Origin of the sequence: Streptomyces sp. NPDC048254 (assembly GCF_043201895.1) — a bacterium.
Taxonomy (GTDB): Bacteria; Actinomycetota; Actinomycetes; order Streptomycetales; family Streptomycetaceae; genus Streptomyces.
In genome coordinates, this window is record NZ_JBICZJ010000002.1 from 735,539 (window position 1) to 756,231 (window position 20,693).

At 69.8% G+C, this 20,693-nt stretch carries 19 protein-coding genes and 1 pseudogene; 10 read left to right on the forward strand and 10 right to left on the reverse strand.

Translation table 11 applies throughout. The annotated features are described in order from the left end of the window. Positions 1-62 precede the first annotated feature (62 nt). The 3 genes from ACGFZQ_RS08690 (at position 63) to ACGFZQ_RS08700 (ending at position 3,189) form a co-directional block, all read left to right on the forward strand. Positions 63-1,637, forward strand: a complete 1,575-nt coding sequence (locus tag ACGFZQ_RS08690) for a S1C family serine protease (RefSeq protein ID WP_393839715.1) — start codon at positions 63-65, stop codon at positions 1,635-1,637. A gap of 201 nt (positions 1,638-1,838) precedes the next feature. Further along, positions 1,839-2,291, forward strand: coding sequence for a sec-independent translocase (locus ACGFZQ_RS08695; protein ID WP_393839716.1), 453 nt, complete (start codon positions 1,839-1,841; stop codon positions 2,289-2,291). Positions 2,292-2,517: 226 nt separating this feature from the next. Beyond that, positions 2,518-3,189: a hypothetical protein gene (locus tag ACGFZQ_RS08700; protein ID WP_393839717.1), complete on the forward strand. Its 672-nt coding sequence runs from the start codon at positions 2,518-2,520 to the stop codon at positions 3,187-3,189. A gap of 82 nt (positions 3,190-3,271) precedes the next feature. Here the strand turns inward: ACGFZQ_RS08700 and ACGFZQ_RS08705 are convergent, their stop codons facing one another. Then, positions 3,272-5,878, reverse strand: coding sequence for a DUF6185 family protein (locus ACGFZQ_RS08705; RefSeq protein ID WP_393839718.1), 2,607 nt, complete (start codon positions 5,876-5,878; stop codon positions 3,272-3,274). 202 nt (positions 5,879-6,080) lie between these two features. Between ACGFZQ_RS08705 and ACGFZQ_RS08710 the strand changes: the two genes are divergently transcribed. Next, entirely contained in the window at positions 6,081-6,434 is a 354-nt protein-coding gene (locus ACGFZQ_RS08710; RefSeq protein WP_393839719.1) for a hypothetical protein, read from the forward strand. Positions 6,435-6,495: 61 nt separating this feature from the next. Here ACGFZQ_RS08710 and ACGFZQ_RS08715 read toward each other — a convergent pair whose 3' ends face one another. From ACGFZQ_RS08715 to ACGFZQ_RS08725, 3 genes are read right to left on the reverse strand one after another with little or no spacing between them, the layout of a single operon-like run. Next, positions 6,496-7,629 carry an Mrp/NBP35 family ATP-binding protein gene (locus ACGFZQ_RS08715; protein ID WP_351745577.1) on the reverse strand — a complete coding sequence of 378 codons (1,134 nt, stop codon included), beginning with the start codon at positions 7,627-7,629 and terminating at the stop codon, positions 6,496-6,498. A gap of 43 nt (positions 7,630-7,672) precedes the next feature. Then, positions 7,673-8,263, reverse strand: coding sequence for a DUF1003 domain-containing protein (locus ACGFZQ_RS08720; protein ID WP_393839720.1), 591 nt, complete (start codon positions 8,261-8,263; stop codon positions 7,673-7,675). After that, the gene (locus tag ACGFZQ_RS08725; protein WP_393839721.1) at positions 8,253-9,608 is read right to left on the reverse strand and encodes a magnesium transporter MgtE N-terminal domain-containing protein; all 1,356 of its coding nucleotides are present in this window, start codon (positions 9,606-9,608) and stop codon (positions 8,253-8,255) included. Before ACGFZQ_RS08725 ends, ACGFZQ_RS08720 begins: the two co-directional genes overlap by 11 nt. Positions 9,609-9,807: 199 nt before the next feature. Between ACGFZQ_RS08725 and ACGFZQ_RS08730 the strand changes: the two genes are divergently transcribed. Further along, on the forward strand, positions 9,808-10,539 hold the full coding sequence (locus tag ACGFZQ_RS08730; RefSeq protein ID WP_393839722.1) for a hypothetical protein: 732 nt from the start codon (positions 9,808-9,810) through the stop codon (positions 10,537-10,539). Positions 10,540-10,629: 90 nt separating this feature from the next. On the opposite strand, the gene ACGFZQ_RS08735 is transcribed toward ACGFZQ_RS08730, so the two are convergent. Together ACGFZQ_RS08735 and ACGFZQ_RS08740 are read right to left on the reverse strand one after the other, a co-directional pair. Then, a complete protein-coding gene (locus ACGFZQ_RS08735; RefSeq protein ID WP_393839723.1) occupies positions 10,630-11,142 on the reverse strand; it encodes a hypothetical protein in 513 nt (170 codons plus the stop codon). A gap of 10 nt (positions 11,143-11,152) precedes the next feature. Continuing rightward, on the reverse strand, positions 11,153-12,283 hold the full coding sequence (locus tag ACGFZQ_RS08740) for a magnesium and cobalt transport protein CorA (RefSeq protein ID WP_382527783.1): 1,131 nt from the start codon (positions 12,281-12,283) through the stop codon (positions 11,153-11,155). Positions 12,284-12,770: 487 nt separating this feature from the next. On the opposite strand from ACGFZQ_RS08740, the gene ACGFZQ_RS08745 reads away from it, so the two are divergent. Next, positions 12,771-13,367 carry a suppressor of fused domain protein gene (locus ACGFZQ_RS08745; RefSeq protein ID WP_351745564.1) on the forward strand — a complete coding sequence of 199 codons (597 nt, stop codon included), beginning with the start codon at positions 12,771-12,773 and terminating at the stop codon, positions 13,365-13,367. A gap of 43 nt (positions 13,368-13,410) precedes the next feature. Here the strand turns inward: ACGFZQ_RS08745 and ACGFZQ_RS08750 are convergent, their stop codons facing one another. After that, positions 13,411-14,646: an MFS transporter gene (locus tag ACGFZQ_RS08750; RefSeq protein WP_393839724.1), complete on the reverse strand. Its 1,236-nt coding sequence runs from the start codon at positions 14,644-14,646 to the stop codon at positions 13,411-13,413. A 172-nt stretch (positions 14,647-14,818) separates the two neighbouring features. Here ACGFZQ_RS08750 and ACGFZQ_RS08755 point away from each other — a divergent pair, with 172 nt between their 5' ends. From ACGFZQ_RS08755 to ACGFZQ_RS08765, 3 genes are all read left to right on the forward strand, one after another. Continuing rightward, the gene (locus ACGFZQ_RS08755) at positions 14,819-15,460 is read left to right on the forward strand and encodes a DUF6758 family protein (protein ID WP_393839725.1); all 642 of its coding nucleotides are present in this window, start codon (positions 14,819-14,821) and stop codon (positions 15,458-15,460) included. A gap of 167 nt (positions 15,461-15,627) precedes the next feature. After that, positions 15,628-16,485: a PHP domain-containing protein gene (locus ACGFZQ_RS08760; protein ID WP_393839726.1), complete on the forward strand. Its 858-nt coding sequence runs from the start codon at positions 15,628-15,630 to the stop codon at positions 16,483-16,485. A 138-nt stretch (positions 16,486-16,623) separates the two neighbouring features. Then, on the forward strand, positions 16,624-17,229 hold the full coding sequence (locus ACGFZQ_RS08765) for a MarC family protein (RefSeq protein WP_393839727.1): 606 nt from the start codon (positions 16,624-16,626) through the stop codon (positions 17,227-17,229). 143 nt (positions 17,230-17,372) lie between these two features. Here ACGFZQ_RS08765 and ACGFZQ_RS08770 read toward each other — a convergent pair whose 3' ends face one another. After that, positions 17,373-17,525, reverse strand: a complete 153-nt coding sequence (locus ACGFZQ_RS08770) for a hypothetical protein (RefSeq protein ID WP_351704745.1) — start codon at positions 17,523-17,525, stop codon at positions 17,373-17,375. Positions 17,526-17,695: 170 nt separating this feature from the next. Here ACGFZQ_RS08770 and ACGFZQ_RS08775 point away from each other — a divergent pair, with 170 nt between their 5' ends. Beyond that, positions 17,696-18,589, forward strand: a complete 894-nt coding sequence (locus ACGFZQ_RS08775) for an NYN domain-containing protein (RefSeq protein WP_351745555.1) — start codon at positions 17,696-17,698, stop codon at positions 18,587-18,589. 10 nt (positions 18,590-18,599) lie between these two features. Here the strand turns inward: ACGFZQ_RS08775 and ACGFZQ_RS08780 are convergent, their stop codons facing one another. Next, the gene (locus ACGFZQ_RS08780; protein ID WP_393839728.1) at positions 18,600-19,496 is read right to left on the reverse strand and encodes an alpha/beta fold hydrolase; all 897 of its coding nucleotides are present in this window, start codon (positions 19,494-19,496) and stop codon (positions 18,600-18,602) included. 168 nt (positions 19,497-19,664) lie between these two features. Then, a pseudogene (locus ACGFZQ_RS08785) lies at positions 19,665-20,693 on the reverse strand (DEAD/DEAH box helicase); the annotation flags it as partial.

The following is a 20,693-nucleotide window of genomic DNA, read 5'->3' on the forward strand; positions in this document are numbered from 1 at the left end:
ACGGATTCGACCTTCCGCGGCCCGCCGCCGAGCGCGGGCCGTGGTGCGCCCGCGAGGAGACCATGGACGAGGGGATACCGACGTCACCGGAGACACCCGGCGATGCGGTGCCCGCTGTGGGGAAGCGGGCCGAGGAGATGACTCCGGCTGTGCCGAGCGGGGCGCCCGGCGAGGAGCCCCACAAGGCCCAGGGGGTTCGGGAGGCCTCCGAGGCCGATACCGAGGGTGACTTCGCGCTGGAGCCGCCCGCCCCGGCCGCCGACCCCGCCCAAGCGCCCCAGCAGCCCCGGCACACCCCCGACCCCTACAGCACCCCGCCCTACGGCCGCCCGGGCCCGTGGGCCCCCGCCCCGCCCGTACAGCACCCGGCGTCGCCCACCGCCCGGCAGGACCCGCCGGCCGGCGGCCCGTGGACCGCCCCGCAGGACCCGTCACGCCAGGACTCGTGGGGCGCCCGGGCGCCCCTCCAGCAGGCCGGTACCGCCGAGTCGGCGGAGGTGACGGAGGTGACGGAACGGCGGCGGACGCCGACCCGGCGGACGATCGTCGTGGGCGCGCTGCTGCTCGCGGCGGTGTCCGGTGCGGCCGGCGGGCTGGTCGGCGCCTATCTGGAGCGCACCGGCGGCCTGGAGGCCGTACAACTGCCCCAGCCCGGCCCACCGCCGCCCGGCCGCCCGCCGGGCAGTGCCGCCGCCATCGCCGCGCGGGCGCTGCCCAGCGTCGTCACCCTGCATGTCACCGGCGCCGGCGAACAGGCCACCGGCACCGGCTTCGTGCTGGACACCCGCGGGCACATCCTCACCAACAACCACGTCGTCGCGCCCGCGGTCTCCGGCGGCGGCCGGATCTCCGTGACGTTCAGCAGCGGAGCCACCGCCGACGCGACCGTGGTGGGCCGGGACAGCGGCTACGACCTCGCCGTCGTCCAGGTGCGCGGGGTCCGTGGCCTCACGCCCCTGCCGCTCGGTGACTCCGACGACGTCCGCGTCGGCGACCCGGTCGTCGCCATCGGCGCCCCCTTCGACCTGCCGGGCACCGTCACCGCCGGGATCATCAGCGCCAAGGAACGGCCCATCACCTCGGGCGGCGACGGCGCGGACGGCAGCGACGTGTCGTACGTCGACGCCCTGCAGACCGATGCCCCGATCAACCCCGGGAACTCCGGCGGTCCCCTCCTCGACTTCCACGCCCGGGCCGTCGGGGTCAACTCCGCGATCAGCGCCGCCGACGGCACGGGCGGCCGCGACGGCGGGCCGGCGGGGTCGGTCGGGCTCGGCTTCGCCATCCCCACCAACCAGGCCAAGCGGGTCGCCGAGGAACTGATCAACACCGGCAGGGCGACCCACCCGGTCATCGGAATCACCCTTGACATGCACTACACCGGCGACGGTGCCCGCATCGACGACAAGGCCGCCGACGGCGGGCCCGCCGTCACCGCGGGCGGCCCGGGGGCACGGGCCGGACTACGCGCGGGCGACGTCGTCACCGGGCTCGACGGGCAGTCCGTCCACTCGGGTGAGGAGCTGATCGTGCGCACCCGCGCGCACCGCCCGGGCGACCGGTTGAGCCTCACCGTGGAGCGCGCCGGCGTCGAGAAACGCCTCACGCTGGTCCTTGGTTCCTCGGACAGGAACTGACAGAAACGTCACAGGCAGGACTCCACCCGTGCCCCGACTAGGCAAACAACCCGGAAAACCGGTCGTACACACGGAGCCGGACACCTCGGGACGGTACCGGTCGGACAGGTCCGCCGGGTACCGTGGACCCGGCCCGGACCACGGAACACCCGCAACAGCGACCGGAGGGCCGAGGACCGCGGACATCGCAAGGAGCTTCAGGTGTTCAATGACATAGGACCACTCGAGCTGGTGACGATCATTGTGCTCGCCGTGCTCGTGTTCGGTCCGGACAAGCTCCCGAAGGTCATTCAGGACGTGATGCGGACCATCCGCAAGATCCGGGAGTTCTCGGAGAGCGCCAAGGCGGACATCCGCGAGGAACTCGGCCCGGAGTTCAAGGACTTCGAGTTCGAGGACCTCAACCCCAAGAACTTCGTCCGCAAGCACCTGGACAGCGACGAGCTGGGGCTGAAGGAGATCCGCAACGGCTTCGACCTGAAGAAGGAGATGGCCGAGGTCACCGACGCGGTGCACAGCCGCGAGACCGACTCCTCCTCTTCCACGGGTGCTGCGGGCACCACGGGTGCTGCGGGCAGCCGGATCGACATGACCAAGAAGCCGGAGGACCCCGGCAAGGACGACCGTCCGCCGTTCGACGCGGACGCCACCTGAGCAGTACCCGACACCCTTGCGTGTGCGGCGCACGTGACGCGTTTCATACCGCGTGTGCGCCGCTCACGGCTTGATCCAGCCGCCCGCGCGACCCACGCGCCGGGCGGTTTCGCTGCTGGTCCCAGCGGTGTGGATATGCTGCCGAGTTGTTGTGCGGACCGGACGAGTGCGCCCGAAGGGGGGCGGGCCGCCCCGGACCGACGAGAGCTAGGAGGCGTCCGGGCAGATGGAGACGACAAGTCGGGTGGGCGAACATACGCCTTTCGCGGAGAACGGACAGCCGGTCCTCTCCGCCCGTCGCACGGTCGACGGCTACCTGGAGGCGCCTTTCCCCTGGTACGGCCTCGACGAGGCGTTCACAGGCCCGCGCTGGCTGATGCAGGTGGGTGCGGCGGCCGACGGTGCGGTGGAGCACGGGTCGATCGGGCACGGGGACGAGCCGTCGGTGCGGAACGAGCATCTGGCCGCGTCCGTCGGTGAACCCAGGGAGAAGTTCGCGGTGGTCGTGACCATCGCGGCGAACCCGTCCCGCAGGAGCGCCGACGGGACCGGGCTGCTGGAGGCCACCTCCGTGTCGTCGGCCGCGTGGCTGGCGGGGGTCGGCCTGCTGTCCTTCACCTGGCCGGGGCAGATGGACCACAGCCTGCGGGACGACTGGCTGGACCAGCAGACCGAGACGGCGTGGGAGCTGGCCGACGAGCTGAGCGGCCCGGAGTGGTCCACGCTGTCGCTGCCGGTGGACGGGGTGGCCACGCCGTTCCACTACCGGGAGTCGGAGTTCGGGTGGGTGCTCGCGGGGTCCACGTCGCAGGGCGTGCATCTGGGGGCGTACGGCAGGGGGATGTCGGCGTACGGGTTGGGGTTCGCGGTGATCAAGGACGTTGCGGCGTACGCCTGACGAATGTCGGCCCGCCCTGCGCGCCGATGACGTGGGGCGGGAGCGAGTGGCGGGGCGGTGCCGCAGAGGTCGGTGAAGCCCTTCAGGGGAGCTTGATGACTCCCCCCACGATTCCCACGATCGCCACGAGCTGGGCGAGGAGGTAGGCGAACTGTCCGGAGAGGCCGCGTAGCCGGTGGATCGACACCAGCAAGGCGAAACCACTGGGCCAGTACAGCCGTTCGTCCCTCAATGTCGATGTGTCCATCCAGAGGCCGGTGAGCGTAAGGATGGAGAGCATGACAATGGAATACAAGAGCAGCATCGTGGGGTTCGAGTCGCTGAACTTGGTGAACAGACCGGCCAGTGCGGCCGGCATCGCGTATGCGAAAGTAAGGCTCCATGCCCGGACGGCGCTCTGTCGGCCGGGTAGCAGACGCCAGAGCGCGCCGAGAACGAACCCGGCGCCGGCCCAGGCCGCCTGAAAGGTGATGAATCCCGCGAAGAGGCTCGGAACCGCGGTGGGTTCGAGTCTGAGTTGCTGCCCGTTGTACAGATTGTTCGACTCGAGATAGAGCAGGGTGATGCTGGCCGGGACCCCGAAGCAGAACGCCAGGCGTGCGGCCCGCAGTGCATTGGGCCACCAGTGAGTTTCCGGCCCCCAGGCCAGAGCGACGTCGAGAATTGAAATCTGGCTCGGCGGATTCTTCTTGAGGCATCGCTCAACCAGCCAGCGGCGCAGCCCGCGAAGCTGCTCCTCCAATTGCTCGCAGGTGACGCCATTGGCGTGCCCCTGGTCCGCAAGTTTCAGTTGATGGTTGAGGTTGCGATATTGATGGGCTTTTTCCATCAATTCGCTCTGCTTATTGGCTCCCGGCCTGTGCATGTGAAACAGATGACCCGTCCTGCTCAGCACCGACCAACGTCGCCCAGCAGCAAGGACGGCGAAAAGGCAGAGGATGTTCAGTACGAACCAGATGCCCCACTGGGCGTTGTTACTGGCGAATGCGGCGCCCCGCATCCCCGCGGTCAGGGAAAACAGTGCAGCGACCAGCAGGAGATCGGGTTTGTCCGGCCCCAAGGGGATGTAGTCCATTGCGTGGCTGACCTGCGCCCGTTGTGCGGTGAAATGAAGTTTCAGCAAGGCGAGGAGCGCGATACCCGCCAGGAACCAGCTGTAGGTGAAGATCCAGGTGAGTTCGGTGAAGGCGAAATTCGCCAGCATTCCGCCGAGGTAGTTTCCGCGTGCTGAGGAACCGTGCTGATCGATCAGCCAGGTGTACCGTTTCCACTGGTTTCCGGCCGTCCAGAGGAGACTCCAGAGCAGGCAACCGGCGACCAGCCCCAGCAGGGCTGAGACGACCGTGACCCAGAGAACCGGCCTCTTGTCCCACTTGCGGGTCCAGCGGGCGGGGACCAGTCCTCCTTCGCATGCGAAGCGCCAGGCCCAGGCGACCATGGCGGCCAGCCACAGCCACACCGTCGTCAGGCCCATGAGCATGTACCCGAGCTTGCCGCGAAGGTCCGGCGCGTGCGGCTTTTCGATCACCAGGCCCACCGGCAGGTGGAAGAGTCCGTGGCCGAGGATCACCAGAGTGCCTGTCGCCGCCGCGACCGAGGCGAACCCGATGACGGCGTATGCCTGGCGGCGCCGGTGGCTTCTGGAGCCGCCCGACTTCTGGACCCTGGATGACGCGCCGCCGTGCCAAGGGTGGGCGACAAGGGTCAGGGTCAGGCCGGCAGCGATGCAGATGAGCATGTGGCGTCGCAGCAGAGGGTCGGCTGCCTGCTCACGCTCACGGATGAACAGCAGCAGTGCCAGGGCCACGGCCCCGCTGAGCAGGGCCCATCGCAGAACCGGTTGTGCGAGGCCCTGCCCTCCTCCGAAGTCGCGGACTCGCCGGCTGGATGCCGGCGTCCCGGGCGCGCGAGACGCATACGGACGTCGGGCGCGGTGCGCGGCCAGTACGAGCACGCTGGAGGCGAGCACCCACCAGGTGGCAATGCCTGCTGGTTTCAAGAACGACTGATCCCAGGTCAGTACGAGGGATCGTGGCCACGGCAGATCAACTTCGATGCAGACATTATCGGGGCAGCCCCTGGGCCGCTGATTCGTCCACTCCACCTTGGCCTTGCTGGCAAACGATGTCTGGCCATAGTGTCTGAATTCGAGGCCGTCCAGCTGGGCCTTGACACTCCTCCAGTGGGCCCCTTGCAGCGTAGGCGGCTGGAGACCGACCTTCCATTTCTCGCCCTTTTTGCTGGGCTTTTTGATCTCCCAGGGGCCGAGCCAATAGTCCTTGTGGGCGTTGATCCAGATAGTGGAATCGTACTGCACGCGGACCTTGTCTCCGCTGGCAGTGACAACTGGATTGCTGTCTCGCAATTCTTTGTTCAGGCGAGTATTGTTTGGTCCCCGTAGCAGGCAGCGCATCGCCTTCTGGTAATCGGTGGACTCCTCGCTGAATGTCAGCTGGTTTGCCATTCTCCATTCCCGCGCAGGCACCTCGACCGTCATGTTCGAGAAGACCTCCACGAAAGTTCTGCCGTGCTGGTGGAAGCGGATCGCAGCGTCCACCGTGCTGGCGTTGAGTCGATCCTCCTGGCAGTCGTCGTGATTGATCTGCAGCGCCTCCGCAGTGCCGCACCCCCACCAGATCACAGCCAGAACCGCCAGCGACAGAAGCCGCCACCACCGGACACCGGTCATTGCGCCGACACCTCCTCACCGAAGAATTTAGTGAAGGAGCCCGAAGTGACATGCGCAGACACACGGAGTAGAATTTTCGTCCACTCCTTCGCCTCATTCTGCGGGATTGAAGGAAAGCAGTAAGTGACTGATAATGGAATCCGATGACCGTCAAGTGGTTGACGGAGGAATTATGACGGACATAAACGTTTCCGCTCCGCGGGTGTCCCTTCCCCGCTTCCAAGAAGCCGAGCCACTGGGTCCCCAGGATGCGGAGTTCGTCCGGGATCTGGCGGCGGTGCTGGCCAGACACGGCAACCTGAACCGGTTCGGTCTCTGCCTTCTGCACGACCACTTCCCGATCGCCGCGGACGAGGTGCTGGTGGAGACGAACGACTCCAGGGCCCGCACGCTGCACACACACGTGGAGAAGGCGGACGGCACGCAGCACATCAAGGCCTCGCAGTGGCGGTTCCTGCCGCACGCCGAGGGTGCGCAGGGCGGGGAGCCCGAAGGAGCTCCCGTCCAGGTGCTCATGCTGTGCCTCACGCAAGACCTGTGCCCAGGGAGCGACTGAGGGGGGCACCGCCCGCGAGAGACGGCGCCCCCCTCAGTCGAAGAGGCTGAGAACTTGAGGCTCAGAACTTGTTCCTCGGCGTGATCCCCAGCGACAGCCCCGACAGGCCGCGCTGCCGCCCTCCCAGCTTGTCGGCGATGCCGCGCAGTGCCGCGCCCGCCGGGCTGTCCGGGTCCGTCAGGACGACCGGCTTGCCCTCGTCGCCGCCCTCGCGCAGGCGGACGTCGATGGGGATGTTGCCGAGGACCGGGACGTTCGTACCCGTCGTGCGGGTGAGGCCGTCGGCGACCGCCTGGCCGCCGCCCGTGCCGAAGACGTCGACCATCTCGCCGCAGTGCGGGCAGGGCAGGCCGGACATGTTCTCGACCACGCCGACGATCTTCTGGTGGGTCTGGACCGCGATGGAGCCGGCCCGCTCGGCGACCTCCGCCGCCGCCTGCTGAGGCGTCGTCACGACCAGGATCTCGGCGTTCGGGACCAGCTGGGCGACCGAGATGGCGATGTCGCCGGTGCCGGGCGGGAGGTCGAGGAGGAGGACGTCGAGGTCGCCCCAGTAGACGTCCGCGAGGAACTGCTGGAGGGCGCGGTGCAGCATCGGGCCGCGCCAGACCACCGGGGCGTTGCCCGGGGTGAACATGCCGATCGAGATGACCTTCACGCCGTGCGCCGACGGCGGCATGATCATGTTCTCGACCTGGGTGGGGCGGCCGTCCGCGCCGAGCATGCGCGGGACCGAGTGGCCGTAGATGTCGGCGTCGACGACACCGACCTTGAGGCCGTCGGCGGCCATCGCGGCGGCGAGGTTGACCGTCACCGAGGACTTGCCGACACCGCCCTTGCCGGAGGCGACGGCGTAGACCCGGGTGAGGTTGCCCGGTTTGGCGAAGGGCACCTCGCGCTCGGTCTGGCCGCCGCGCAGGGCGGACGCCAGCTCCTTGCGCTGCTCGTCGCTCATCACGTCCAGGGTGACGTCGACGCGGGTGACCCCGTCGACCCGGGAGACCGCCTCGGTGACGCGCTGGGTGATCGTGTCGCGCATGGGGCATCCGGAGACCGTCAGGTACACGGTGACCGCGACCGCGCCGTCCTCGCCGATCTCCACCGATTTGACCATCCCCAGTTCGGTGATGGGTCGGTTGATCTCGGGGTCGTTCACCGTCGCCAGTGCCTCGCGCACCGCGTCTTCGCTAGCCATACAGACGATGGTACGGCGACGCACGGGGCGTCTATAACGCCCCTCACCGGTCGTCTACGTCACGCCTCGCCGACCGATCTGCCGGGAATACGACATGCCCGTCCCGTCGCTCGTCCGTCATCTCCTTGAGGAGGTCCTGGAGCTCGGAGCGGATCCAGTCCCGGGTCGCCACCTCGCCCAGGCCCATGCGCAGCGCGGCGATCTCCCGGGTCAGGTACTCGGTGTCGGCGATGGACCGCTCGTTCTGCTTGCGGTCCTGTTCGAGGTTGACCCGGTCGCGGTCGTCCTGCCTGTTCTGCGCGAGCAGGATCAGCGGGGCCGCGTAGGAGGCCTGGAGGGACAGGGCCAGGGTCAGGAAGATGAACGGGTACTGGTCGAACCGCAGCGTGCCGGGTGCCGAGATGTTCCAGATCACCCAGAGGATGATCACGAACGTCATCCAGACGATGAACCGCCCGGTGCCCAGGAAACGGGCGATGCGCTCGGACAGCCGGCCGAAGGCCTCCGGGTCCCATTCGGGCAGGAGCCTGCGCCGCGGCGGGCGCGGCTGGTCCAGACGGGGTCCGCGCGGCCGGGTCGCGGCGGTGGCACCGGACGGCGTCCGCTCCCGGGTGCCCTCACGCTCAGGCGCCACGATTCCTCACCCCCTTCGCCTGCGCCTTTGCCTGCGCCTTTTCCTGTTCCTTCTTCTGCTCCTTCTTCTGCTCCTCTTCCTGCTCCTCCTCTTCCAGGTGGAACTCGGTCTCCCGCCAGTCCTCCGGCAGCATGTGGTCCAGGACGTCGTCCACGGTCACCGCGCCCAGCAGCGACCCGGTCTCGTCCACCACGGGCGCCGCGACCATGTCGTACGTGGCGAAGAATCCGGCGATGATCGGCAGCGTGGCCTCGGGGTCGAGCGGTTGCAGGTCGTCGTCGAGGAGCGAGCTGACCAGGGTGTACGGGGGGTCGCGCAGCAGGCGCTGGAAGTGGACGGTGCCCAGGTACTTGCCGGTAGGGGTCTCGTCGGGCGGGCGGCAGACGTAGACCTGGGCGGCGAGGGCCGGGGAGAGGTCGGGGTTGCGGACCCGGGCGAGGGCGTCGGCGACGGTGGAGTCGGGCCGCACCACGATCGGCTCGGTCGTCATCAGACCGCCGGCCGTGTGCTCCTCGTACGACATCAGCCGCCGCATCTCGGCCGCGTCGGCCGGCTGCATCAGGCTCAGCAGCCGTTCCTTGTCCTCCTCGGGGAGTTCGGCGAGCAGGTCGGCCGCGTCGTCCGGGTCCATGGCCTCCAGGACGTCCGCCGCCCGTTCCTCCTTCAGCTTGCCGAGGATCTCGATCTGGTCGTCCTCGGGAAGCTCTTCGAGTACGTCGGCCAGGCGGTCGTCGTCCAGTGCGGCGGCCACCTCGGCGCGGCGCTTGGCGGAGAGGTGGTGCAGCACGTTGGCGAGGTCGGCGGGGTGCAGCTGCTCGAAGGTGGCGAGCAGGCTCTCGGCGCCCTGGCCGTGCTCCTCCAGGGAGAAACCGGTGACCTGCGACCACTCGACGGTGAGCGACTCGCCCCTGGTCCGCCGGAAGGTGCCCGTGCGGCCCTTGCGGACGAAGACGCGGTCGACCTCCCACTCCCGGCGGGCCTGCCGCTGCTGTGCGCCCAGGTCCAGGACGGTGACCTCCTCACCGGTCTCGACCAGCTGGACGCGGCGGTCGAGGAGTTCACCGAAGACCAGGCGCTCGGTGGGCCGCTGCTCGAAGCGGCGGACGTTGAGCACACCGGTGCTGATGACCTGGCCGGACTCGATGCTTGTCACCCGGGTCATGGGCAGGAAGATGCGGCGCCGGGTGGACAGTTCGACGACCAGGCCGAGCAGCCGCGGGGGCTTGCGGCCGACGCGCAGCATGACGACGAGGTCCCTGACGCGTCCCACCTGGTCGCCGTTGGGATCGAAGACGGCGATACCGGCGAGGTGCGAGACGAAGATCCGGGGAGCGCCGGCTGCCATGGGTTCGCTTCCTTTTTCTACCGGAGTACCGCTTGGTGACTTTCCTGTCCGTTTCGCCTGCTCGGTGGGGTTCAGGCTAGCCCGTACCGATCGGATACGCCCTGGTGGGCGGTCCGGACGGACTGGCTCCGCCGGGCGGGCGAGGCACCGGTACGCTGCGGTACGCCGTGCCGGACCCGTCAGAAAGGTGGCCGTGTCCTTGACCGCGATTGCTCCGGGCCGTAGCCGTACTCGCCGCGCCGCAGTGGTGACCGCGATGTGCGCGCTGGCCCTCCTCACGGCGTGCAGTGAGGATCCGGACGCGGGCACCAACGGGGTGGGAAAGCTGGCCCCGGACGTCATCCAGTCGAAGACCCGGGCGGCGGCGACGTCGGTGGCGACGGTCCGGATGGCGGGGACGGTGGTCACGAGCGGGCGTACGTACCAGCTGGACATGCGCCTGAACGCGGACGGCGGGACCGGGTCGGTCACGTCGAAGGGCTCGACCTTCCACCTGCTCCGGGTGGGCGACACGCTGTATCTGCAGGCCGACGCGGACTTCTGGAACCATGCCGACGGGAGCGACACCAGCGCGGCCGGCAAGCTCGACGGCAAGTACGTGAAGGTTCCGCAGGGCGACCCCTCGTACAAGAAGTTCAGCGGCTTCACGGACAAGGACCTCCTTCTCTCGGGCCTGCTGACCCTGCACGGCTCCCTCTCGGCCGACGGTCACCACGAGCAGTCGGGCACCCCCACCATCCGCATCGCCGGTGACGGCGGCTCCGGCGGCACGCTGGACGTCTCGCTGAAGGGCAAGCCGTATCCGCTCCGCCTGGAGCGTGCGGGCGGCGCCGGGACCCTCACCTTCACGGACTGGGGCAGGTCCTTCAGCGTCACCGAGCCGAAGAAGACCGAAACAGTCGACTACGGCAGGCAACTGCCCACGTCGTAGGCGCCGTTGCGGGCGGGTACGAGGGGCCGCGAGTTGCCGCGAGGTGCCGGGAGGCGAACCTGCCGGTGCCGGATCCGGCCCGGTCCTCGGCTACTTGCGCTTTCTGCGCCTCGCGAGGAGCTTCGGCAGGGCCGCCGGGACCGGACGGCGGGTCGTGGCCGGGGACGGTACGGGCGGCTCTGCCAGACTGCCCGTCGGCAGCGGTGTCGTCGCTCCCGTCGGGCGCAGGCGCAGCACCCTGCACTCCCTCGCCCAGCGGTCCGTCATGGCCTCGCCGTCGGGTGCGTTGAGGCGCTTGCCCTTCAGCTCCGCCACCGCCACGTCCCACTCGGGGGAGCCGGCGGACAGTTCCGTCACCGTCGCCGCCCAGGTGACCAGCCGGCCGCCCTTGTCCTTGCTGCGGACGGTCACCTCGGCCGACCCGCCGTCGGCCAGCCCGGTCAGCGGCTGCTCGGTCCCGTCACCGACCAGGTACACGCCCCCGTCGGCCCAGGCGTGCCACACCGCACGCGCGGCCGGCGCCCCGGCACCCCGGACCCAGATGAGGCCGGACTTCTTCGTGGCCTCCTCGACGAGGGCCTGGTCGAGCAGCTGACGTGTCATGGCGCCCAGCCTAGAGCCAGCCGTTGCGCTTCAGGGTGCGGTGGATGCCGAGGCAGATGCAGACCGTGATGCCCATGATCACCGGGTAGCCGTACTTCCAGTGCAACTCCGGCATGTACTTGAAGTTCATGCCGTACACACCACACACCATCGTCGGTACGGCGATGATCGCGGCCCATGCCGTGATCTTGCGCATGTCCTCGTTCTGCGCGACCGACGCCTGCGCGAGGTTGGCCTGGAGGATGGAGTTGAGGAGTTCGTCGAAGCCGACGACCTGCTCCTGGACGCGGGCGAGGTGGTCGGCGACGTCCCGGAAGTACTTCTGGATGTCGGGGTCGACCAGCCGCATCGGGCGCTCGCTGAGCAGCTGCATCGGACGCAGCAGCGGTGACACCGCGCGCTTGAACTCCAGGACCTCGCGCTTCAGTTGGTAGATGCGCGCCGAGTCCACACCACGCGAGACCCCGCCCTTGCGGCCGGGCGAGAAGACCTCGGTCTCCACCTCGTCGATGTCGTCCTGCACGGCGTCGGCGACCGCCACATAGCCGTCGACGACATGGTCGGCGATGGCGTGCAGCACGGCCGAGGGGCCCTTGGCGAGCAGTTCGGGGTCGTCCTGGAGCCGGTGCCGCAGCGCCCGCAGCGAGCCCTGCCCGCCGTGCCGGACGGTGATGAAGAAGTCCCGGCCGGTGAAGCACATCACCTCGCCGGTCTCCACGACCTCGCTGTTGGCGGTGAGCCGGTCGTGCTCGACGTAGTGGATGGTCTTGAAGACGGTGAAGAGGGAGTCGTCGTAGCGTTCGAGCTTGGGCCGCTGGTGGGCCTGCACGGCGTCCTCCACCGCCAGCGGGTGCAGCCCGAACTCGCCCGCGATACCGGCGAATTCGGCCTCGGTCGGCTCGTGCAGGCCGATCCACACGAACCCGCCGTCCCGGCGCACCTGGCGCATCGCCTCCTGCGGGGTCAGCGGCTTCGGGGTCTGCACCCGCGCGCCGCCCCGGTAGACGGCGCAGTCGACGACGGCCGACGGCGTACCGGGGTCGCGGGTGGTGTCGTACGCGCCGGTCTCCACGCGCAGGCTCTTGCGCTGGGAGGGACGGGTCGGGCGGACCACGGCACGGAGGTCGCGGATCATCGACATGGGCAGGCTCCTTCGCGACAAGCAGCGGGTGACCGCCGGCGAACGGGTGGAACTACCCGGAATGGGGACGTCCTGACTGCGGATGTTTGGCACGTCCACAAAGCGGGGAGCACCGCACCGTTGCGGTGGCGACTTCGCTACTGATTCGGATCAGACGAACAGATCCAGACAGATCCGGAACGGACCGGTCAGAGGGACCAGGCAAGCGAAAACGAAGTGCTCTTCCGAACGACAACGCGAACGTGAAGGCGGCAGCCGACCAGTAGACGAAATCAGCAGGCGGAAGAGCGAGTGGTACTGCACGGGTGACTTCGATCCATGACAGCCCCACCTCCTCCAGCCGGTCCCTCGTAAGGGAGTGCTCTTGGTGTCGGGGTCTGACCGCGACGCTCTGCGTGCTGCCCCGAACCACCGCGGTCAGACTAGCAGCAGCCCTCAGTGTCAAGGTGCTGCTTTGCCCGGTACTGACGAGTTCTATGCTCTCGACATGGCTGATGTTCTTCCTCTGGTCGAGGCCCGGTTGACCACCGCACTGGGCGAACCGGACGCACGCGCGGCGGTCACCTTCCTCGGTACGGACCGCATCGAGGTGCTCCGTTTCCAGGAGGATCTCCAGGGCGAGAACGTCCTGCGCTACGCCACGCTCGGCATGTCCGCACAGCCCATGACCGACCCCGCCGCGATGCTCGCGGACCCGGTCAAGGGGCCCCGCGCCGAACTGGTCCTGTCGGTCCGCGCCGGGCTCGCGGAGACCGACAAGGTGCTCCGCGCGCTCGCCGTCCTCGCCGCGTCTCCGCAGGTGGAGGGCCTGATCGTGACGCCGGGCGCTTCGCTGGACGTCGGCGAGCCGCTGTGGCCCGGCGCTCCCTTCACCTCGGTCCTGGTCGGCGAACCGGGCGGTCTCGTCGAGGATCTGGCGCTGGACGAGCCCCTCGATCCCGTACGGTTCCTGCCGCTGCTGCCGATGACCCCGAACGAGGCCGCCTGGAAACGCGTGCACGGCGCCCAGGCCCTCCAGGAGCGCTGGCTCGCCAACGGGACGGACCTCCGGGATCCGCACCGCGGGTCCGTCCCGCTGGACTGATGCACGAGGGTGAGCAAGCTCACCAAGCACCCTGTGGAAATCGTCAGTTGGCAAAGACGGTGACGCTGTCCTCGGTGGCGTGCCCCGGCTCCAGCTCGGTCGCCTCGTGCGTGAGCGCGTTCCGCCGTACGAGCACCACGACCGCGCCCAGCACGGCGGTGACCGCCGCCACCACGAACGGGATGTGGATGTCGGTCCACTCCTCGATCTTCGGCGCGAAGTAGGGGGCGGCCGCGGCGGCGAACCAGCGGACGAAGTTGTAGCCCGCGCTCGCCACCGGGCGTGGTGCGTCCGACACACCGAGGGCCAGCTCGGTGTAGACGGTGTTGTTCACGCCGATGAACGCGCCGGACAGGATCGTGCAGACGATCGCGGCGGTGTGGCCGCCGTAGCCGAGGACGGTGACGTCGACGGCGAGCAGGACCAGGGAACCGCCCAGCACCTTCAGCGAGCCGAAGCGCCGCTGCAGGCGCGGGGCCACCACCACCGAGAAGAGCGCGAGCAGCACACCCCAGGCGAAGAACACGGCACCCGAGCGGTACGGGGTCATGTTCAGCACGAAGGGGGTGAAGGCCAGCACGGTGAAGAACGTGTAGTTGTAGAAGAACGCGGAGACGGCGGCGGAGGCAAGGCCGCCGTGGCCGAGCGCCCTGATCGGGTCGAGGATCGAGGTCTTGCGGGCGGGCTTCGGCTGCTCCTTCAGGAACGCGGTGATGCACAGGAAGCCGACCGCCATCAGGGTGGCCGTGCCGAAGAAGGGGTAGCGCCAGCTGATGTTGCCGAGCACCGCGCCCAGCAGCGGGCCGCACGCCATGCCGAGGCCGAGCGCGGACTCGTAGAGCAGGATCGCGGCGGCGCTGCCGCCGGCCGCCGCGCCCACGATGACCGCGAGGGCGGTCGAGACGAACAGGGCGTTGCCGAGACCCCAGCCGGCCCGGAAGCCGACGAGCTGGCCGACCGTGTCGGAGGTGCCGGCGAGGCCCGCGAAGACGACCACGAACGCGAGGCCGAGCAGCAGGGTCCCGCGCCCGCCGATCCGGCTGGAGACGAAGCCGGTGAGCAGCATCGCCACGGCGGTGATCAGGAAGTACGAGGTGAAGAGCAGGGAGACCTGGCTGGTCGTGGCGTCCAGGCCCTTGGCTATGGAGGGCAGGATCGGGTCGACGAGTCCGATGCCCATGAAGGCGACGACGGACGCGCCCGCCGTCGCCCACACGGCCTTCGGCTGCCGCAGGATGCTGCCCGCTCCCGCGTCGAATGGGTCCGCTGCGTCTGCCATGCGCTTCCTCCGCTGCTCTCGTCTGCTCGCGTCGATTTGGTTGGCGTGTGCATATAGTAAGTTAGGGCTGCTAATTAATGCAAGCTACATCTAACTCCGCGCGGTGACCGGTACCGTCCGGACGGGTGATCGTCCTTGACGTGGCGGATTCCGGGTAGGACCGTGGGGCCCTATGAGGGGCGAACCCAGTTGCCCGAAGTGCGGTGGCCGGGTCAGGGCTCCCGGCCTCTTCGCCGACACCTGGCAGTGCGAGGTGCACGGGACCGTACATCCGGTACAGCCCGTGATCCCGCCCAGCGTCGAGGCCCTCGATGTCGTGGTGCACCGCACCCAGGTGCCGGTGTGGATGCCCTGGCCGCTGCCGGTGGGCTGGCTGTTCACGGGTGTGGCGTGCGCCGGTGACGACCGCAGCGGGGGGCGCGCGACCGCCGTCGCCTGCTCCGGACCCGCGCCGCTCGGCGGCATGGGGGAGATGATCCTGGTCGCCGAGGAGCTGGGGGTCGGTCTCGGGGCGCGCTACGCGGGCATCGACGGGCCGGATCCGGGACCGTCGATGAACGTGGAGAAGCCGCCGCAGACGAAGGTACTGGCCGCCGGGCGGCCGACGCCGCTCTGGCATGTGTCGGGAGTCCCGGACGACAGGGCCGTGTTCGCGGGCGAGGCCCGGGGACTGTGGCTCTGGGCGGTGGTGTGGCCCGAGCAGACCGGGTTGCTGATGTACGACGAGCTGGTGCTCACGGATCTGCGGGACGCGGGCGCGGAGGTGGACCTGGTGCCCTGCGGGGCGCTGTCGCCGCGCTTGTTCGAGCCCTAGGGCTTGGCGGCCCATGGGCCGTGGAGGCCCCGGGGGCTCGGAAACAGGGTGGAGCCTGTGACGTAGCTGTACGGGGTGCCCCCGGCCTTCGGGTGTGACAGGGCATCCGTTTCCGGCCGCTATCCTTGACGCGTCCCTTCCGTCCCCTCCCGCCTGGAGTCCGCGTCGTGCGTATCGATCTGCACTGCCACTCCACCGCCTCCGACGGTACGGACAGCCCCGCCGAGCTGGTACGGAACGCCGCCGCTGCCGGACTGGACGTCGTCGCGCTGACCGACCATGACACCACCCGAGGCCACGCCGCGGCCGTCGCCGCGCTGCCCGAGGGGCTCACCCTGGTCACCGGGGCCGAGCTGTCCTGCCGTGTCGACGGCGTCTCCCTGCACATGCTGGCCTACCTCTTCGACCCCGAGGAGCCCGATCTGCTCGCCGAGCGCGAGCTGGTCCGGGACGACCGGGTGCCGCGGGCCCAGGGCATGGTCGCCAAGCTGAACGCGCTGGGCGTGCCGGTCACCTGGGAGCAGGTGAGGCGCATCGCCGGGGACGGTTCCGTGGGGCGGCCGCACGTCGCCTCCGCGCTCGTCGAGCTCGGTGTCGTACCGACCGTGAGCGACGCCTTCACGCAGGAGTGGCTGGCCGACGGCGGCCGGGCCTTCGTGGAGAAGCACGAGACCGACCCCTTCACGGCGATCCGGCTGGTCAAGCAGGCCGGCGGGGTGTGCGTGTTCGCGCATCCGGCGGCCGCCAAACGCGGGCGTACGGTGCCCGAGTCGGCGATCGCCGAGCTGGCCGCGGCCGGCCTCGACGGCATCGAGGTCGACCACATGGACCACGACGCCGACACCCGGGTCCGGCTGCGCGGACTGGCCGCGGAGCTGGGGCTGCTGGTCACCGGGTCCTCGGACTACCACGGCAGCCGCAAGACGGTGGCGCTGGGCGAGTACACGACCGACCCCGAGGTGTACGGGGAGATCACGCGCCGGGCGACCGGTGCGTTCCCCGTCCCGGGGACCGGCGGACGCTGAGGCTCACCCCCGTTCCCGATTTCCCCGCGCGGCAGGCCGGGCCCGCCCCATTCCGGGCCGGGCTCGCCGGCGCGTGGTGACTCCCCTCGCCCTGCGGCACAACCGCCCGCAGCGCCGACCTAGGCACAAGGCTCACGCATGTTCGACGTCGCCGTCTTCGGCTCCCTCTTCCTGACCCTGTTCGTCATCATGGATCCCCCTGGGATCACCCCGATCTTCCTCGCCCTCACCTCCGGCCGGCCCGGCAAGGTGCAGCGGCGGATGGCCTTCCAGGCCGTGTGCGTGGCGGGCGGGGTGATCACCGTCTTCGGGCTCCTGGGCCACCAGATCCTCGACTACCTGCACGTCTCCGTGCCCGCACTGATGATCGCGGGCGGGCTGCTGCTCCTGCTGATCGCCCTCGACCTGCTCACCGGCAAGAACGACGAGCCGAAGCAGACCAAGGACGTCAACGTGGCGCTGGTGCCCCTGGGCATGCCGCTGCTGGCGGGGCCCGGTGCGATCGTGTCGGTCATCCTCGCCGTGCAGAAGGCGGACAGCGTCTCCGCCCAGGTGTCCGTGTGGACCGCGATCCTCGCCATCCATGTCGTGCTGTGGCTGGTGATGCGGTACTCGCTGCTGATCATCCGGGTCATCAAGGACGGCGGTGTGGTCCTGGTGACGCGGCTCGCGGGCATGATGCTCTCCGCGATCGCCGTGCAGCAGATCATCAACGGCGTCACCCAGGTGGTCAAGGGCGGGTAGCCGGGCGAGGCGGACAGACGCGGAACCCCCGCACGGCGTCGTGCCGTACGGGGGTTCCGAAGACTCTGCGGTGCTCCGCGCGTCAGTGTGTTCAGTGGTGTCTCGTCGCGTCTCGTGTGTGGTGGCTCGGGTCTCGTAAGTTGTTACGAAGCCTGGTTCTCGGCCGGTCGGATCCACAGTCGCTGCCCGATGGCGGCCGCCTGCTGGACGATCCTGTTGACGGAGGCGGCGTCCACGACGGTGCAGTCCACGGTGGTGCCGTCGACTTCGTCCAGTCGCCTGATTTCGAAGCGCATCTGCCTCTCCCTTCGTCTTGTGTACCTCCGAGTCAACGGCTTGCGTGTTACAAACATTCCCTTGGCTAAAGAAAATTTTCGAACGCCTAATTACCGACCGGTAAGAGACGTTCGGGAGACTGACCGGGACCGGTTGTGTTCGCAGCGTGACCGCCGGGACAATGGAGGCGATGAACGACGACCTCGCCGCCCTCAAGGCCCGCATCGACCGTACGAACGAGCTGCTCACCCGCATGCTCGCCGAAGTGGCGAAGACGCCTTCGACTCACGCGATCTTCGTCGACGCGGGCTACCTCTACGCGGCCACGGGTCGGCTCGTCGCCGGGACGGAGGACCGCCGTGCCTTCGACCTCGACGCCGAGGGGCTGATCGAGGCGCTCATCGACAAGGCACGCCAGATCTTCGCGGACAGCCGGCTGCTGCGCGTCTACTGGTACGACGGCGCGCGTCGCCGCATCCACACCGCCGAGCAGCAGACCATCGCCGAACTGCCCGACGTCAAGGTCCGGCTCGGCAACCTCAACGCCAACAACCAGCAGAAGGGCGTCGACTCCCTGATCCGCACGGACCTGGAGTCACTCGCCCGGCACCGCGCCATCAGCGACGCGGCCCTGCTCGGCGGCGACGAGGACCTGGTCTCCGCGGTCGAGGCCGCCCAGGGCTACGGCGCCCGGGTCCACCTCTGGGGCATCGAGGCGCCCGAAGGCCGCAACCAGGCCGAGCCGCTGCTCTGGGAGGTCGACAGCCAGCGCACCCTCGACCTCGAGTTCTTCAAGCCGTACGTCGCCCGGCGCACCGCCCACGCCTACGAGGCCGGCGCCACCAGACCCACCCGCGAGGACGTCCGTTTCGTCGGCGCGCAGATCGCCGCGAAGTGGCTGTCCTCGCGGGGCAGCGAGTCGCTCGTCGAGCTGCTGCCCGGCCATCCCTACCTGCCCGGCCCGGTCGACCAGGACCTCCTCGTCGAGGCCGAGGGGCTGCTCCAGTACTCCCTGCGCGGCCAGGCCGACCTGCGCCGAGCCCTCCGGGACGGCTTCTGGGAACACCTCCAGACGCAGTACTAGCCGTGCGCGCCTAGCTGTTCGCGCTGTCCCAGAAGGCGGCGATCGCCTCGGCGGTGGGGGCCGGTCGGTCGGTGTTGGGGGAGTGCTCCGCACCCTCGACGACCGTGCGGTGGGCCCGCAGCCGTAGCGCCATGTCGTCCAGCAGCGGCAGCGGCCAGGTGTCGTCCCGCGCACCCGACAGCACATGGAACGGCAGCGGTACGGCGGCGAGTTCGTCGACACGGTCCGGCTCGGTGCACAACTGGAGTCCGGTGGCGAGGAGTTGGGCCGGCTTGTTGCCCAGCCAGCGGCGCCGCAGATCCTCCTGGTCCTCCTGGTCCGACCGGTCCTCCTGGTCCTGCGGGCCGCCCTCGTCCAGCTCCTCCGGTGCCTCCATGGCCTGCATGGCCTCCCACACCCCGGCCATCGGCAGCACCGCGAGCGCGTCCCTCAGCAGCTTCACCCGCTGCTGCTGAGGGACGGAGATCTGCGCCGGGCCCGAGGACATCAGCGTCAGCGAGCGGAACGGCGTGTGGTCGAGGAGCACGGCCGCGCGCGCGATCTGACCGCCGAGGGAGTGCCCCAGCAGATGCACGGGCCGGCCGCCGTCGACCGCCGCCGCCTGCGCGAGCACGTCCCGCGCCAACTCATCCTGGGCGTACGCCGATTCGTCGTGCTCCGGGCCGTCCGACTCGAACTGCCCACGCCCGTCCACGGCGACCGTCCGGTACCCGCGCGCGCCCAGTGCCTCGTGCAGCGGGTTGAAGTCCTCCTTGCTGCCGGTGAACCCGGGCAGCAGCAACGCGATCCCCTTGGGCTCGGCCCCGGCGGCCGCGGGCGCGTCGATGACGGCGAACTCACCACGCGCGGTGGCGAGCGCGTACGCGCGGGCACCGGCGGGCGGGACAAAGGTACGAGGCCTGCTCATGGGGAGAGGCTATCCGGCGGACGGCGACGGGCCGTGAACCGGTGGACGAATCCGGCTGGCGGCTGGCGGCTGGCGGCTGGCGGCTGGCGGGCAGGCGGGGAACGCCGGGAACGCCGACGGCCCGGCCCACACTGGGTGGGCCGGGCCGTTCGGTCAACTGCGACGCGCTCAGGCTTCGGGAGCCGCGGCGGTGGCCTTCCGGGACCGGCGGGCCTTCGGCTTCGCCTCCGCGTCGGTCGCGGCGACCGCCTCGACCGTCTCGACGGACTCGGCCGCCTTCCGGGTCGTACGACGCCTCGGCTTGACCTCCGGCTCGCCGCTGGCCTGCGCCGGAATCTCCGCACTGGCGACAGCCGTCTTGTGGGTCCGGCGGGGCTTGGCCTCGGCACCTTCGGCGGTGTCGACGGCGGCCTCGGCGGCCTTCCGCGTCCGGCGCGGCTTGGCCTCCGCGACCTCGGCGGTCTCGGTGGTCTCCGGGGCGGCGGCCGTCTTCCGGGTGCGACGGGGCTTGGCCTCGGTGGCCTCGGCCGTGTCCACCGCCGTTTCGGCGGCGGCCGCGGTCTTGCGGGTGCGGCGCGGCTTGGTCTCCGCGACCTCCGCGACCTCGGCGGTCTCCGGGGCGGCGGCGGCCGTCTTCCGAGTCCGGCGCGGCTTGGCCTCGGTGGCCTCGGCCGTGTCGACGGCCGTTTCGGCGGCGGCTGCCGTCTTGCGGGTACGACGCGGCTTGGCGGCCTCCGTCTCCGTCTCGGCCTCGACCGTCGCCGGGGCGGCGGCGGCCTTGCGGGTACGACGCGGCTTCGACTCCGTCGCCTCGACCGTGTCCACCGTGTCCACCGCGGCCTCGGCCGCCTTGCGGGTCCGGCGGCGCGGCTTGGCCTCCGCCTCGACGGACTCCGCCGTGTCCACGGTCGTTTCGGCGGCGGCCGCCGTCTTGCGGGTGCGGCGCGGCTTGGGCTCCTCGGCGACCTCGGGCTCCGGCGTCGTCACGACCGCCTCGGCCGGCTCAGCGGCCTTGCGGGTCCGACGGCGAACTGGTGTCACCGGGGCCTCGACGGTCTCGGCGGTCTCCTGCGGAGCCTCCGTGACCTCGACCGGCGTCACCGCGGCCTTGCGGGTCCGACGGCGAACTGGTGTCACCGGGGCCTCGACGGTCTCGGCGGTCTCCTGCGGAGCCTCCGTGACCTCGACCGGCGTCAC